Genomic DNA, 14,031 nt, shown 5'->3' with positions numbered 1-14,031 from the left:
GAGGTAGAATAATGAGCGATTTATTTAGTAAGGTAGGAATTGACCTTGGCGTTGTTGTACTTCTTCTGATTGTACTGATTATCGTGATGATGATTATGACGGTCAGCATGTCGCTGCGTCTGAGCAGACTGAACCAGAAGTACAGAAGCTTTATGAAGGGAAAAGACGCCCAGTCACTCGAAAAGCTGTTTCATCAGCGGTTCAAGGAAATTGACAAACTGAACAAGCAGAATGAGCTGACGAAAAAAAATCTTGCGGATCTGAAAAAGATCCAGGGCATGACGCTGAACAAATACGGAATCGTAAAATATGATGCGTTTGACGATGTGGGCGGAAAGATGAGTTTTGCGCTGGCAATGCTCGACAAAGAAAACACAGGTTTTATCCTGAATGCAATCCACAGCCGTGACAACTGTTTTTTATATCTGAAAGAGATCGTAAAAGGCGAGTCCTATATCATGCTGAGCGCCGAGGAAATCGACGCGCTGCGCCAGGCAATTACGATGAATTCGATCGATCTGATGTAAAAGCGGACCGCAGAAAAACAGCATGAAAGAACGCTTGAAAAAATGCATATACTGTTATATGATGGTACTGGAACGCGCCAAACCCGCATAAATGCTGGAAAAACGGCAGTGGTTCCGGGCTGGAAAGAACAAAAAGAATCCCGCCAAAATGAGGGGATAAGATCTACTAGGAGGAAATTATGTTAGACATTAAGTTTTTAAGAGAAAACCCGGAAGTTGTAAAACAGAATATCCGAAATAAATTCCAGGATCAGAAACTGGAGCTGGTTGATAAAGTCATCGAGCTGGACAAAGAAAACCGTGATATCAAACAGGAAGTAGAAGCACTTCGTGCAAAAAGAAACAAAATCTCCAAACAGATCGGCGCACTGATGGGCCAGGGCAAGAGAGAAGAGGCTGAGGAAGTAAAGAAACAGGTAGCTGTTGACGGTTCCCGCATCGAGGCTCTTTCTGCAAGAGAAAAAGAAGTAGAAGAAGAAATCAAGAAGATCATGATGGTGATCCCGAACATCATCGATCCTTCCGTACCGATCGGAAAAGATGACAGCGAGAACGTAGAAGCAGAGCGCTTCGGCGAGCCGGTTGTACCGGATTTTGAAATCCCGTATCACACCGACATTATGGAGTCCTTCGACGGAATCGATCTGGACGCAGCAAGAGAAGTTGCAGGAAACGGATTCTATTATCTGATGGGCGACATTGCACGCCTCCACTCTGCCATCCTTTCTTATGCAAGAGATTTCATGATCGACCGCGGATTTACCTACTGCGTACCGCCTTTCATGATCCACGGCAACGTCGTAAACGGTGTTATGAGCTTCGCTGAGATGGAGTCCATGATGTACAAAATCGAGGGCGAGGATCTGTACCTGATCGGAACCAGCGAGCACTCCATGATCGGTAAATTCATCGACAGCATCATCCCGGAGGAGAAACTGCCTCTGACCCTGACCAGCTACTCTCCGTGCTTCCGTAAAGAAAAAGGAGCACACGGCATCGAGGAGCGTGGTGTTTATCGTATCCACCAGTTCGAGAAACAGGAGATGGTTGTTGTCTGCAAACCGGAAGACAGCATGATGTGGTATGACAAACTGTGGAAGAACACCGTAGACCTGTTCCGTTCCATGGATATCCCGGTTCGTACTCTGGAGTGCTGCTCCGGTGACCTGGCTGACCTGAAAGTAAAATCTGTCGATGTTGAGGCATGGTCTCCGCGTCAGAAGAAATACTTCGAGGTAGGAAGCTGCTCCAACCTTGGTGATGCACAGGCAAGACGTCTGAAAATCCGTGTCAACGGCGAGGACGGAAAGAAATACCTGGCACATACCCTGAACAACACCGTAGTTGCTCCGCCGCGTATGCTGATCGCATTCCTGGAGAACAACCTGAATGCAGACGGAACCGTAAGCATTCCGGAAGTTCTTCGTATGTACATGGGCGGAAAAGAGAAACTGGTTCCGAAACACTAATCGCATAAGAAATACAAAGGAATGAGAGGAGGTGTTCTTATGCACGCTTACCTGAAAACCATTGGATTTTCAAAGATCAAGACGACGAAGGAACTCCAGGAGATTCTTCGTGATGTAGTAGAAAACTACGACCGTAAAAAGATTGTGGAAACAGAAGAACACCACCTTTTTGCTGAATTTTCGAAAGAATATGCATATGACTGTGGTATCACGGTCTGTGGGGAAATTGATGAGAACAACCGTTTCCAGATGGAATATTATTATCCCTATTTCGAGGGCGGGCAGATCAGCTCCTACGAGGAGGTATCGGTGGAGCGCCACGTCGATAAGGAATCGTTTGCAGGCGCCTGCGACGATATGCGGCTTGGCATCACGATGATCTTTTATCTGACGCATGCAGCGGAATATCTTGAGATGAAACAGAAAAATGCGCTGCAGCCGCTTCCGCTCCCGCTTTCTGTCTCCGGTCTTGCAGCGGAAGGAACAATTTTGCTTCCGATCCAGAAAGACCCGGAACAGGTCGAGAAGGAGCGCCGCAGCACGCAGCAGAAGAATTCACTGATCTCGGCTGCCAGAAACGGGGATGAGGATGCGATGGAAAGTCTCACCATGGATGATATTGACACATATGCCATGATTTCCCAGCGTCTGACGAAGGAAGATGTCTTTTCTATTGTAGATAGCTTTTTCATGCCGAGCGGTCTTGAATGTGACCAGTACAGCGTGATGGGTGAAATTACGGAGATGAATACAACGAAGAACGCGGTAACGGGCGAGCAGGTGTATGAGTTCGGCCTCGTCTGCAACGATGTGCCGATAGACATCTGTATCAACGAAAAGGATTTATTTGGAGTACCGGAAGTGGGAAGACGTTTCAAAGGCCAGATCTGGCTGCAGGGAATGCTGGAACATCTGTAAGGGAAAAATAAAAAGAGCGAGGGCTGAAAAGAGAAAATTCAGTCCTCGCTCTTTTTTGCAGATTTTTATAACGATAAACGGATGTTTACTGGTTCTGCACCAGATTCAGATGCTTACGCACCCGCTCGATCAGCATTTCAAGCGCAACGGTGTTCTGTCCGCCCTCCGGGATGATCACGTCGGCACGGCGCTTGCTCGGCTCTACGAACTGCTCGTGCATCGGTTTTACGGTCGTCAGGTACTGCGTTACAACGCTGTCCAGAGAACGGCCGCGCTCTTTTACATCGCGCAGGATCCGGCGGAGAATCCGCACGTCCGCATCGGTATCGACAAAGACTTTGATGTCCATCAGATCGCAGAGATCCTTCTCAACGAAGAGGAGAATGCCCTCGAGCACGATAACCGGGGCAGGATGGACCAGAATCGTTTTATCCGAGCGGTTCTGCATGGCATAATCGTAAACCGGCATCTCGATGGATTTTCCGGCTTTCAGCTCGAGAATGTGCTGGCATAACAGGTCGGTATCAAAGGCATCGGGATGATCGTAATTTAATTTGGCACGCTCCTCAAAAGGAATATCGTCATGGCGTTTGTAATAGTTGTCATGGCGCAGAATGCTCACTTCATCGCGTCCAAAACTTTCTACCAGCTTATCTGCCAGTGTCGTTTTTCCACTGCCGGTTCCTCCGGCAATTCCTATCAGTATCGTATCCATAAGAAACTCCTTTTTATCCGATGATAGCCAGTGTTGCGCTTGTTCCGAGACGGCTTGCGCCGGCATCTACCATAGCCTGTGCCTCGTCTGCGTTGTGGATTCCGCCGGAAGCTTTTACGCCCATATCCGGGCCTACGGTCTTTCTCATCAGGGCAACATCAGCCGCTTTTGCACCGCCGGTAGAAAATCCGGTGGAGGTTTTTACGAAGTCAGCGCCGGCTTCTTTTGCGAGCTCGCACGCTTTTACTTTCTCTTCATCGGTTAAAAGGCAGGTCTCGATGATGACTTTCAGAACGATGTCCTTGCCGCATACTTCTTTTAAGGTCTGGATATCGGAGCGTACGAAGTCGTATTTGCCGTCTTTGAGGGCTCCGACGTTGATGACCATATCAACCTCCTGTGCACCGTCTTCGATGGCCGCACGGGTCTCAAACGCTTTTACACGGGTATCGGACATGCCCAGAGGGAAGCCGACAACGGTGCAGACTTTGACGTCAGATCCTTTGAGCTTTTCAGCAACGAATTTGGTGTAGTACTGGTTGACGCAGACAGAAGCAAAATCATGTGCAAGTGCCTCGTCGCAGATCTTTGCAACCTGTGCTTCGGTTGCGTCTGCTTTTAAGATAGTGTGGTCAAATAATTTGGTGTTCAGCATAATTTTTTCCTTTCTTTGATGAAAAATAAATTAGAATGATAGAGAAAAGGCAGAGCCGAAAAAACACAGTTCGGATTTAACGGCTCTGCCTTTAAAAATTGTAACTATTCAGAGCCACATCTCGATTCCGCTGCGCTGCATCTCGATGTGGCTGCTCGCCATATGAAATTCCAGAAAAAACCGCTCATTCATGCAAGCATGATTCGCAATTTTTTCTTCCATTTCACATGGCTCTGAATAGTTACATATTATCTTGCGCCCTTATCGTATGGAATACCTTCGGCTTTCGGAGCCTGGGAATTCTTGGATGTGAAGGCGAGAATAATCATGGATGCGATAAACGGCATCATGTTGTAAATGTTCTTGGACAGTCCCAGATGGGAGAGGACGGTGGAGTCCGCAATGTTTGCCAGGGAACGGAATACCGCAAAGAATACGGCTGCTCCGGCAATGTGGAACGGTTTCCACTGACCGAAGATCATAACAGCGAGGGCAAGGAATCCGGCACCGGCTACGCCGACTTCGAAGTTCCAGGTGGTAACGGACGGAACGATGTAGGCAAATCCGCCGATACCGCCGAGTGCACCGGAGATGATAACACCGGTGTATCTCCACTGGTATACGTTGATACCAACAGAGTCGGCTGCCTGTGGATGCTCACCGCAGGCACGCAGGCGCAGTCCCCATTTCGTTTTGAAGAGGAACACGTAGCTGCAGATCAGAAGGATGATGCCGATGAACAGGAAGATGTTCACGGTAAATGGTCCGATCTTGTAAATGAAAGCGGCGTTGGTGTAGTTCAGCTTTGCGGAAGCTGCACCGTTTCCGGCATCCGAGCCGTTGTTGAATGCTTTTACCAGGACGATGGCAATGGCAGTAGCCAGCATGTTCAGCGCGGTTCCGCCGATCGTCTGGTCTGCTTTCAGTGTGATGGCGGAGAAGCCAAGCAGCAGAGAGTAGATCATACCGGATACGGCGCTCGCCAGAATGGAAAGTGCCACAAGTGCAGGAGCCGGGAGGTCCGGGAACAGAACCAGGACGAAGACACCGGCAAGGCCGCCGATCGCCATGATTCCTTCCAGCGCGATGTTGATGACACCGCTTCGCTCGGAGAACATACCGCCCATCGCAACGAGCATCAGAACAACGGCGTACAGTAAGGTAAATTTAATTAAAAGGAACATTATTTCTTCTCCTCCTTTCCGTTGTCTGCATTGGCATTTGCTTTCTGCTCTTTTTTGCTCTTGAACAGGTTTGCAACGATGCCCTTGAACAGGGTAACGAATGCGCAAAGGTAAATGATAACGGCAACGATCAGGTCCGCGATCTCCGGCTGATAATATTTCGTAGGCAGGTAAGCACCGCCGACCGAAATATGAGCAACGAAGAGAGCAGCGAAGATAACGCCGATCGGGTTGCTAAGTGCAAGAAGCGCAACCGGGATACCATTAAATCCGATGGCCGGGAGTGCTGTCGATACCTGCGGGTTCCACTCGGATGCACCGGAGAGGAAGTAGAGGCCTGCACCGATTCCGGCAAGCGCACCTGCGATGGTCATGGAGAGAACAACGTTTCTCTTCTCGTTGATGCCGGCGTATTTGGCAGCATCCTTATTGAACCCGCAGGCTTTCAGCTCATAGCCGAAGGTTGTTTTGTTCAGAACGATGTAGATGATGACCGCAATGGCAATCGCAATGAAAATCGCAATCGTTGTGGAACTGGTACGGAAAATGGAGTTCATGCCGCAGTCCGGAATCAGGGATTTCGGAGAAGCGGAGCTTAATTTGTAAGTACGTGTGGTCTTCTGATCATACATGTCCGGGATGGTGTTGTACATCAGCTCATTGACAAGATAAAGACCAATCCAGTTGAACATGATGGAAGTAATAACTTCATTTACGTTGAAGTATGCTTTGAAGATACCAGGAACTGCTCCCCAGATGGCTCCGCAGACCATAGCAGCCAGAAGGCATACATACCATGGCATGTGGAGGATGATGGCAAAATACAGGGCGCCGAAGACACCGACGGTGTACTGTCCGGCAGCACCGATGTTGAACAGACCTGTTTTAAAAGCAAATGCAACCGAAAGTCCGGTCATAATCAGGGGAGCGGACTGAGCGATTTCACTTCCGATTCCTTTCGGCTTTAAGTAAAAGCCGCCTTTGATGATTCGTGTAAATCCATCCACTGCGTTCTCCGCGTTGATGCAGTATAAAATGATAAATCCCACAAGAAGACCGATCACAATACATACAAGAGAAGCGACAATGGACAGAAGAGCGTTTTTCGTTTTTTCGTTCATGCTTTTCTTACCTCTCTTTTATACTTCTTCGGGAACCGGATCCCGTTTTGCACCTGCCATGTAGAGACCGAGTTCTTCGACAGAAACGGTTTTCGGATCCAGCTGGCCGACCAGCTCTCCTTCGTACATAACAAGAATACGGTCGGAAACATCCATAACCTCATCCAGTTCCAGAGAAACCAGAAGAACGGCTTTTCCCTTGTCGCGCTGTGCAACGAGCTGGCTGTGAATGTATTCGATGGCTCCGACATCAAGACCACGGGTAGGCTGTACCGCAACGAGAAGATCAGGATCTTTGTCGATCTCACGCGCGATGATCGCTTTCTGCTGGTTTCCGCCGGACATGCTGCGGGTGATGGTCACAGGACCCTGGCCGCTGCGGACATCGTACTGCTCGATCAGGCGCTCGGCATATTCGCGCACGGCTTTTGATTTGATAAAGCCGAAGGATTCAAATTCCGGCTGCCAGTAACGCTGCAGCACCATGTTCTGCTCGATGGAGTAATCCAGCACGAGGCCGTGTTTATGGCGGTCCTCCGGGATGTGGCTCATGCCCATCTTGGAGCGGTCGCGGATGGAAGCTTTCGTGATGTCCTGTCCGTTGAACAGAATTTTACCGCCGGATACTTTTTCCAGTCCCGTGAGGCCCTGAACGAACTCGGACTGGCCGTTTCCATCGATACCTGCGATGCAGACAATCTCGCCTTTTCTTACATTAAAGGAAACATCTTTGACGGCGTTGTTTCCGTGCACCTTGCTCGGTACGGTTATGTGCTCTACTTTCAGAACGGTGTCGCCCGGTTTTGACGGCTTTTTGTTGACGGAGAAGCTGACGTTTCTTCCGACCATCATGCGGGAGAGCTCTTCTTTGGAAGTTTCGCTGATGTTGACGGTTCCGATGTATTTTCCTTTGCGGAGAATCGTACAGCGGTCGGCAACTTCCATGATCTCGTTGAGTTTATGGGTGATGAAGAGGATGGATTTTCCTTCTTTTGCGAGGTTCTTCATGATCTTCATCAGCTCGTCGATTTCCTGCGGCGTCAGAACCGCGGTCGGCTCGTCGAAGATCAGGACTTCGTTGTCACGGTAGAGCATTTTCAGAATTTCGGTACGCTGCTGCATACCGACGGTGATATCTGAGATCAGAGCGTCCGGATCGACCATCAGACCGTATTTTTCGCTCAGCTCCATGACTTTTGCACGGGCATTCTTTTTCTCGAGGAAAAGGCCTTTGGTCGGCTCTACGCCGAGGATGATGTTGTCGAGAACCGAGAAACATTCGACCAGCTTAAAGTGCTGGTGAACCATACCGATGTTGAGATCGTTGGCGTCGTTCGGCGTGTTGATATGGACTTCCTGCCCATTCTTCTTGATGATTCCGGAGGTAGGCTGATACAGACCAAAAAGAATACTCATCAGGGTTGATTTTCCTGCACCGTTTTCTCCAAGCAGAGCATGGATTTCTCCTTTTTTGAGCTGTAATGTAATGTTGTCGTTCGCCTTGATACCCGGGAATTCTTTGGTGATGTTCAACATCTCAATAATGTACTCATTTTCCATATACATATTCCCTTTCAAGCGTGGTTTTGCAGGACTGCCGAAGGCATGGAAAACAGGGCAGAACTGCGGGCTTTCATTATGTCTAGTATAGCATTTTGTGTGACAGAAAAAAAGGGGAAGAGAAATAATATTCTCTTCCCCAAAAGGCATATTGTTACAGAAACAGTATGCACATTAGCTGATGTAATCAACGGTTACGTGAGAACCTACTTCCGGCTGATTTTCTGTATCGCTGGAGATTTCGATGGAACCATCGCGGATACCAGCCAGTACAGTTTCATACTGATCCTGTGTGAAGGTTGTGAATCCCCAGGATTCGGAATCGGTAGGAAGGCCGATGTAATCTCCGTCTTTCAGTCCAAGCTGCTGAGCAGTTCCGCCAAGTTCAGAGAAGTTTCCGCTGAAGTAGGAATCCAGAGCGTTGTTGATGGCGCTTGGAAGACCTTTCATAGCGGAAGTCAGGCAGCGCTCGCCGATTTTGGAACGCTGGTCAACGTCTACACCAATAACTTTTCCGTCGTGTGTCTCAGCTGCATCCAGAGCAGATGTCCAGATACCGCCGCCGCAGGCGAATACAACCTGTGTTCCGTCTGCATACCAGCCCTCCATACGGGCGGTGATGGAGTCATCGCCGTAGAACTGGCCGCCATAGTAATATTTTACGTTTACATCTACGCCGTCTTCTTCAGCAGCAGCGTTGATACCCTGTACATAACCGTAACCGAAACGGATAACGGCCGGAACAGCGATACCGCCGAGGAAACCAAGACTTGTGTAGCCGTCTTTTACTGCAGCGTATCCAGCCAGGTAGCCGGCCTGCTCTTCTTCGAAGGAGCAGATGTACACGTTCTTTCCGAGATCAACAGCTTTGCCGTTTTTTACAATATCACCTTCGGTAACATCGACTGCGATGAAGGTTACATCCGGATAGGTGTCCTGCTCTTCAGCGATGGCAGGTCCGAACAGGTAACCTGGCATTACAACAACGGTAGCACCCTCGGAAACAGCAAGATCGATGGAGTTGATACGCTCTTCATCGGTATCCTCTGCCGGTTTGTAGTACTCGTACTCTACGCCGTTTGCATCGCCGTAGGCGCATACAGTTTCCCAGGTGATCTGGTTGAAGGATTCGTCGGTGATATCTCCGGAGTCTGTGATCATGGCAATTTTCTCACCTGCGGCGTCTTTTTTTTCTCCATCTGTGGAAGCAGAAGCGGAAGTTGCGCTGGTGGAATCGGCGCCTGTGGATGCGTCGGAGGAAGAGGAGCCGTTGGAGGAACCGCATCCTGCGAGTGCAGCAGTTGTCATGGCGGCTGCAAGCAGTAAGCTAACTACTTTCTTTTTCATAATAGTATTCTCCTTTCAAGAGGTACAGCGTTTTTGCGTGTATGGCTACATTATAATATAAAAGAAAAAAGTATGTCAAGCAAAGGAAAAACTGCGTGAAATCCACTAATTATCTGCATGCGAGCCGGAAATTCTTCGGATAATGGCGTTGGATCTTGCATAAATTTCTTCCGGGTCAAAGCCGATATGGAATTCGCCGTTTTCGTAGAGGATTTGACCGTTTACCATGGTAAGCTTTACGTTCTGTTTGCTGCCGCTGTAAACGAGGTTTTTGATCAGATTATTCTCCGGCTGCATGTTCGGCTGATGGAGGTCAATCATGACGAGATCGGCCTTTTTGCCGGCAGCGAGACGGTCGCAGTCAGTAAGCTGCATCGCGTGTGCGCCGCCTGCGGTTGCCATGTAGAGTATCGCATCAGCCGGGATTCCTGCGGCGTCCATCTCACGGACTTTGGAAAGACCGGTGGTCAGGAACATTTCGCGGAACATGTCGAGGCAGTTGTTGCTGGCTGGCCCGTCAGTGCCGATGGCGAGGTTGATGCCGTTATCGTAAAAACGCTTCAGCGGGCAGATGCCGGAGGCGAGCTTCAGGTTTGAGGAGGGATTGGTAACGGCCGTCAGTTTCCGGTCACGGAAGATCTCAAAATCGCGGTCCTCCATCCAGATGCAGTGGTAGCCGCCGCCTCCGTACTGGAACATGCCTAAGCGTTCCATCAGCTGTGTCGGGGTGAGTCCCCAGCGCTCTTTACAGCCCTCGACTTCGCTTTTTGTTTCGGCGTTGTGTGTCCAGACAGGGGAATGGTATTTTTCGGCGAGTTTGGCAACGGATTCAAGAAGCGGGCCGCCGGTCGTATATTCGGCGTGGAAACCGAGCAGATACGAGGTGCGGTCGGAGAGTTTGTTGACATAGTTATACATCTCTTCGAGAATTTCCGGGCTGTCGACGAAGTTGTTGAGACCGCTGGTAAGAACGGTGCGGAATCCGGTGTCGACCGTGGCAGCGATGCTGTTTTTCTGCTGGATGTACATGTCGAAATTGGAGGTGATGCCGCTCGTCAGATATTCCATGATGCCGAGGATATTGAGCCAGTAAACGTCGTCCCCGGCGAGCTTTGCCTCGTTCGGGAAGACCTGGCGCTCGAGCCATTCGTGGAGCGGGAGATCGTCCGCGTAGGAGCGGAGGAAGGTCATCGGGGTGTGCGTGTGTGCGTTTTTAAAGCCCGGGATCAGAAGATTGCCGCGGGCGTCAATTTCGCGGTCGAAGACAGTGGTCTCTGCGGCATCTGGATCTGCTTTTCTACCAGGTCCGATATAGGTGATGGTGTCGCCGGTGACATGAAGTTCGTCTTCGGCGATGGAAAAATGGTTTTCAGCGTCGAAGACGAGAATTTTGGCGTTGTAAAAACGTGTATTCAAAAAAGATCTCTCCTTTATTTTACGTGCTGTTTTCAGCGGCCGGGGCCTGTTTTTTTGACAGACCCCGGCCGCTGTGTGTTTACAGTGTCTTTGCGATGCCCTGAATCGTTGCGGCAACGAGTTTTTTGAACTGCGGTGCAACCATGTCAGCTGCCTCCTGAACTTCCGCATGGCACAGAGGCTGCGGGGAGATGCCGGCGGCAAGATTGGTAATGCAGGAAATACCGATGACGCGCATGCCCATATGGCGTGCAGCGATGGCTTCGCAGGCGGTGCTCATGCCGACCGCGTCTGCGCCGAGGGTGCGGCACATGGCGATTTCCTGCGGGGACTCGTACTGCGGGCCGGTGAGCTGCAGATAAACGCCTTCCATCAGGTCGATATCAAGGCTGGCTGCGGCTTTCCGTGCGATTTTCTGGAATTCAAGGTCGTAGATCTGGCTCATATCCGGGAAACGGGTGCCGAGCTCGTCGATGTTCGGTCCGATAAGCGGAGATGGAACGAAGCAGGCGATCTGGCCGTTTAACAGCATCAGAGAGCCTGGTTTTGTGCCCTGTTTGATGCCGCCGGCGGCGTTGGTTAAGAACAGTGCTTTTGCGCCCATCAGCTTCATGAGGCGGGTCGGGAGAACAACGTCGGTCATCGGATAGCCTTCATAATAATGAACGCGGCCCTGCATGCAGACAACCGGCACATCGCCGACGTAGCCGAAGATAAAACGGCCCGCGTGGCCCGGAACAGTGGAAACCGGGAAGCCTTCGATATCGTGGTAATCGAGGGTTGCGGTAACGCGGATATCATTCGCAAAATCACCGAGGCCGGAACCGAGAATCAGTGCGACTTCCGGCTGGAAATCGATCTGGGAGCGGAAGCTCTCGTAGCATTTCATCAGTTTTTCGTAAACAGGGTTTGGGGTGTTGCTCATAGGAAAAACCTCCTTAATATAAATGATTTTCTGCTTTTTGAGTCTTTTTTCGGTTATTTTTAGGGAAGAAAAGCCTGCCACAGAGATGTGAGTCCCGGAGGCAGGCTTTTCTTTTAGAAAAAAGATCATCTGGTAGTTCTATTGTAGTATAGAAAGCGCGGAAAAGCAATGATTTCAGTCATCAAAAATATTCAGATGCTGTTTCATGATATTTCCCAGCCATTCAATGACCGGACCGAGGGTAATAACCATCAGCACGGTGACAATGCCGAGTTTTCCGCCGAGCAGAACGGCGATCGCAGTGACAACGAAGTCGTAGACGATGCGGATCACACGGAACGAAACGTTCGGCAGGTGGGTGGAGATAATGAAGGATACTGCGTCGTACGGTGCAGTTCCCATATCAACATCCATATAGAAGGATGCGGCAAGGATAAACAGGATCAGCGCCGGGATCAGCACGGCGATTCGCACACCCATCGAGGTGAAGAGGTCTGCCGGAAGGACTTTCGCCCAGATCCAGGAGAAAAAGTCGATGGAATATCCCACGAGAAACATGTTTGCGAGAGTTCCGAAGCCTAAGTTTCTGCCGCCGAAAATGATAACGAAGATGAGCAGGACGGTATTGAAGAGCGCCTGCCAGTTTCCGATGCTGATGCCGAGGCGGGTGGAGATGGTCTGGTTTAACAAGGTACACGGATCGGTGCCGAGATCGACGAGAAGCAGCCATGAGAGCGCAAAGCCCATCAGGATGACGGCAGCGATGACCAGAATCAGGCGGGTCCAGAAATGTTTCTTCTGGTAGAAGCCCTGGATGATTTCTTTCATAGTATGAGTTCCTCCCTGTGATTTATGCTTGGTTTTTCACCTTTTCGGGCGGATTTTCTACGCATTTCCTTCGAAATTTTTCGATCGTCTTTCCAACACGTTTTTCGCCCTTCTTTCCAGAAAAATCTCCGCCGTTTTTTGGCGGAGATTTGACCGTTTCTGTTATTTTAGTATATTTTTTCCAAAATGTAAACTATTTTCTTTTGATGATGTCAACTTAATGTTCACAAAATGATGAATAATAAATGAACATAAATTAACACAAAACATAAAATTGAAAAAACACGTTCATTAACAAATTAACGAAATGAACATGTAAGCTGAATGAAATTTGTGCATTTTACAATGTGTCCACGCGAGACGGACAGAGCCTTGAAAAGAACTACAATATACGGATATACGAATTAACACCATAAACAGAAACCAAAGTTATAGAACCAGCTCCACGTTTTTACCGAAGACTTCGCGGTATAACTGTTCGCGTTCCGCGGTGATCAGCCGCCCGACGGAATCGGTTGCCGCACCGAGACAATCGGCGCAGGTGAGGATCTGGTAGAGAATGGCGTTGTCGTTGCCTTTATGGGTATACTCGCGCGGATAGCCGCCTTTTTCGTCGTACCAGAGATGGTGGTAGAGCGCCGCCTCGGCGTATGGTCTTGTGGAATCCCATTTGCTGAGGAGCTCATAGCCCATCTGTGGGTGGAGACGGATCAGATCAAAGAGAAAAAGTACATTGCATCATTGGAACCGTATATTGGAGATATTCTACTGGTTGGAATTAATTATGATAAAAAGACCAAAAAGAATGAATGCCTGATAGAAAAGGCGTAAATGAATAAAAAGGCAAGGCAGCATATCACAGGAAATCCTGAGACATGCTGCCTTATTTTGCCAGGCATATCAATAATTGGTTCAAAAAGGATACGTTAGAATACCACTACCAGAAGCATCTTATACTGCTCTTTGCCATACACTGCATGCGGATGTTTTGCCGGCATGACGATGGATTCGCCTTCGTGGAGTTCGTATTTTACGCCGTCGATGGTGATTTCACCGGTTCCGTCGAGGCAGGTGACGAAGGCGTCGCCGCCGGACTCGTGGGTGCTGATTTCTTCGCCTTTGTCGAAGGCAAATAAGGTGATGCTGACGGATTCATTCTGTACCAGTGTTTTGCTGACGATCTGGCCTTCCTGGTAGGAAACCTGATCTTTTAAGACCATAACCTTGGCTTTATTGATATTTTTCATGATGCTCATAGTTTATAAATCTCCGTGATAGAATGAGAACGTGTCTGAAAAAATTCCCAGGCACGTTCTAAAAATGTGTGATTAAGATGAGATGACTCATCGGTGTCGGGCGTGTATAG

The 14,031-nt window shown here is 49.3% G+C and carries 14 protein-coding genes; 3 read left to right on the top strand and 11 right to left on the bottom strand.

The genetic code is table 11. From position 1 onward, the window contains the following. Nucleotides 1-11: 11 nt before the first annotated feature. The 3 genes from DXD02_RS13670 to DXD02_RS13660 all read left to right on the top strand — a co-directional run bounded on the left by DXD02_RS13670 (nucleotide 12) and on the right by DXD02_RS13660 (nucleotide 2,914). Entirely contained in the window at nucleotides 12-527 is a 516-nt protein-coding gene (locus DXD02_RS13670) for a DUF4446 family protein (RefSeq protein WP_022461754.1), read from the top strand. 179 nt (nucleotides 528-706) lie between these two features. After that, nucleotides 707-1,996: a serine--tRNA ligase gene (gene serS / locus DXD02_RS13665; protein WP_022461753.1), complete on the top strand. Its 1,290-nt coding sequence runs from the start codon at nucleotides 707-709 to the stop codon at nucleotides 1,994-1,996. Nucleotides 1,997-2,035: 39 nt separating this feature from the next. Beyond that, nucleotides 2,036-2,914, top strand: coding sequence for a DUF3881 family protein (locus tag DXD02_RS13660; protein ID WP_118666989.1), 879 nt, complete (start codon nucleotides 2,036-2,038; stop codon nucleotides 2,912-2,914). A gap of 85 nt (nucleotides 2,915-2,999) precedes the next feature. Here the strand turns inward: DXD02_RS13660 and udk are convergent, their stop codons facing one another. The 11 genes from udk to DXD02_RS13605 all read right to left on the bottom strand — a co-directional run bounded on the left by udk (nucleotide 3,000) and on the right by DXD02_RS13605 (nucleotide 13,921). Then, the gene (gene udk, locus DXD02_RS13655) at nucleotides 3,000-3,629 is read right to left on the bottom strand and encodes a uridine kinase (RefSeq protein ID WP_118666988.1); all 630 of its coding nucleotides are present in this window, start codon (nucleotides 3,627-3,629) and stop codon (nucleotides 3,000-3,002) included. A 13-nt stretch (nucleotides 3,630-3,642) separates the two neighbouring features. Continuing rightward, on the bottom strand, nucleotides 3,643-4,284 hold the full coding sequence (gene deoC, locus DXD02_RS13650) for a deoxyribose-phosphate aldolase (RefSeq protein ID WP_022461750.1): 642 nt from the start codon (nucleotides 4,282-4,284) through the stop codon (nucleotides 3,643-3,645). 248 nt (nucleotides 4,285-4,532) lie between these two features. Next, nucleotides 4,533-5,468, bottom strand: coding sequence for an ABC transporter permease (locus tag DXD02_RS13645; protein ID WP_055225933.1), 936 nt, complete (start codon nucleotides 5,466-5,468; stop codon nucleotides 4,533-4,535). After that, a complete protein-coding gene (locus tag DXD02_RS13640) occupies nucleotides 5,468-6,589 on the bottom strand; it encodes an ABC transporter permease (protein ID WP_117762018.1) in 1,122 nt (373 codons plus the stop codon). The genes DXD02_RS13645 and DXD02_RS13640 overlap by 1 nt, the downstream gene beginning before the upstream one ends. A gap of 18 nt (nucleotides 6,590-6,607) precedes the next feature. Further along, the gene (locus DXD02_RS13635) at nucleotides 6,608-8,155 is read right to left on the bottom strand and encodes an ABC transporter ATP-binding protein (RefSeq protein ID WP_416388191.1); all 1,548 of its coding nucleotides are present in this window, start codon (nucleotides 8,153-8,155) and stop codon (nucleotides 6,608-6,610) included. 168 nt (nucleotides 8,156-8,323) lie between these two features. Further along, on the bottom strand, nucleotides 8,324-9,496 hold the full coding sequence (locus DXD02_RS13630; protein WP_055225931.1) for a BMP family lipoprotein: 1,173 nt from the start codon (nucleotides 9,494-9,496) through the stop codon (nucleotides 8,324-8,326). 105 nt (nucleotides 9,497-9,601) lie between these two features. Continuing rightward, a complete protein-coding gene (locus DXD02_RS13625; RefSeq protein WP_118666987.1) occupies nucleotides 9,602-10,912 on the bottom strand; it encodes an amidohydrolase family protein in 1,311 nt (436 codons plus the stop codon). A 79-nt stretch (nucleotides 10,913-10,991) separates the two neighbouring features. Then, nucleotides 10,992-11,837 (bottom strand): purine-nucleoside phosphorylase, encoded by an 846-nt coding sequence (locus DXD02_RS13620; protein WP_022461581.1) that lies wholly within the window; start codon nucleotides 11,835-11,837, stop codon nucleotides 10,992-10,994. A gap of 174 nt (nucleotides 11,838-12,011) precedes the next feature. Further along, nucleotides 12,012-12,665: a YczE/YyaS/YitT family protein gene (locus DXD02_RS13615; RefSeq protein ID WP_022461580.1), complete on the bottom strand. Its 654-nt coding sequence runs from the start codon at nucleotides 12,663-12,665 to the stop codon at nucleotides 12,012-12,014. A 429-nt stretch (nucleotides 12,666-13,094) separates the two neighbouring features. After that, nucleotides 13,095-13,358 (bottom strand): hypothetical protein, encoded by a 264-nt coding sequence (locus DXD02_RS13610; RefSeq protein WP_055225924.1) that lies wholly within the window; start codon nucleotides 13,356-13,358, stop codon nucleotides 13,095-13,097. 233 nt (nucleotides 13,359-13,591) lie between these two features. Next, a complete protein-coding gene (locus DXD02_RS13605; RefSeq protein ID WP_022462474.1) occupies nucleotides 13,592-13,921 on the bottom strand; it encodes a cupin domain-containing protein in 330 nt (109 codons plus the stop codon). Between the last annotated feature and the right edge of the window lie 110 nt (nucleotides 13,922-14,031).

It is taken from the genome of Blautia sp. TF10-30 (assembly GCF_003481245.1).
Lineage (GTDB): Bacteria > Bacillota > Clostridia > Lachnospirales > Lachnospiraceae > Fusicatenibacter > Fusicatenibacter saccharivorans.
This window is presented reverse-complemented; position numbering and strand designations above follow the sequence as displayed.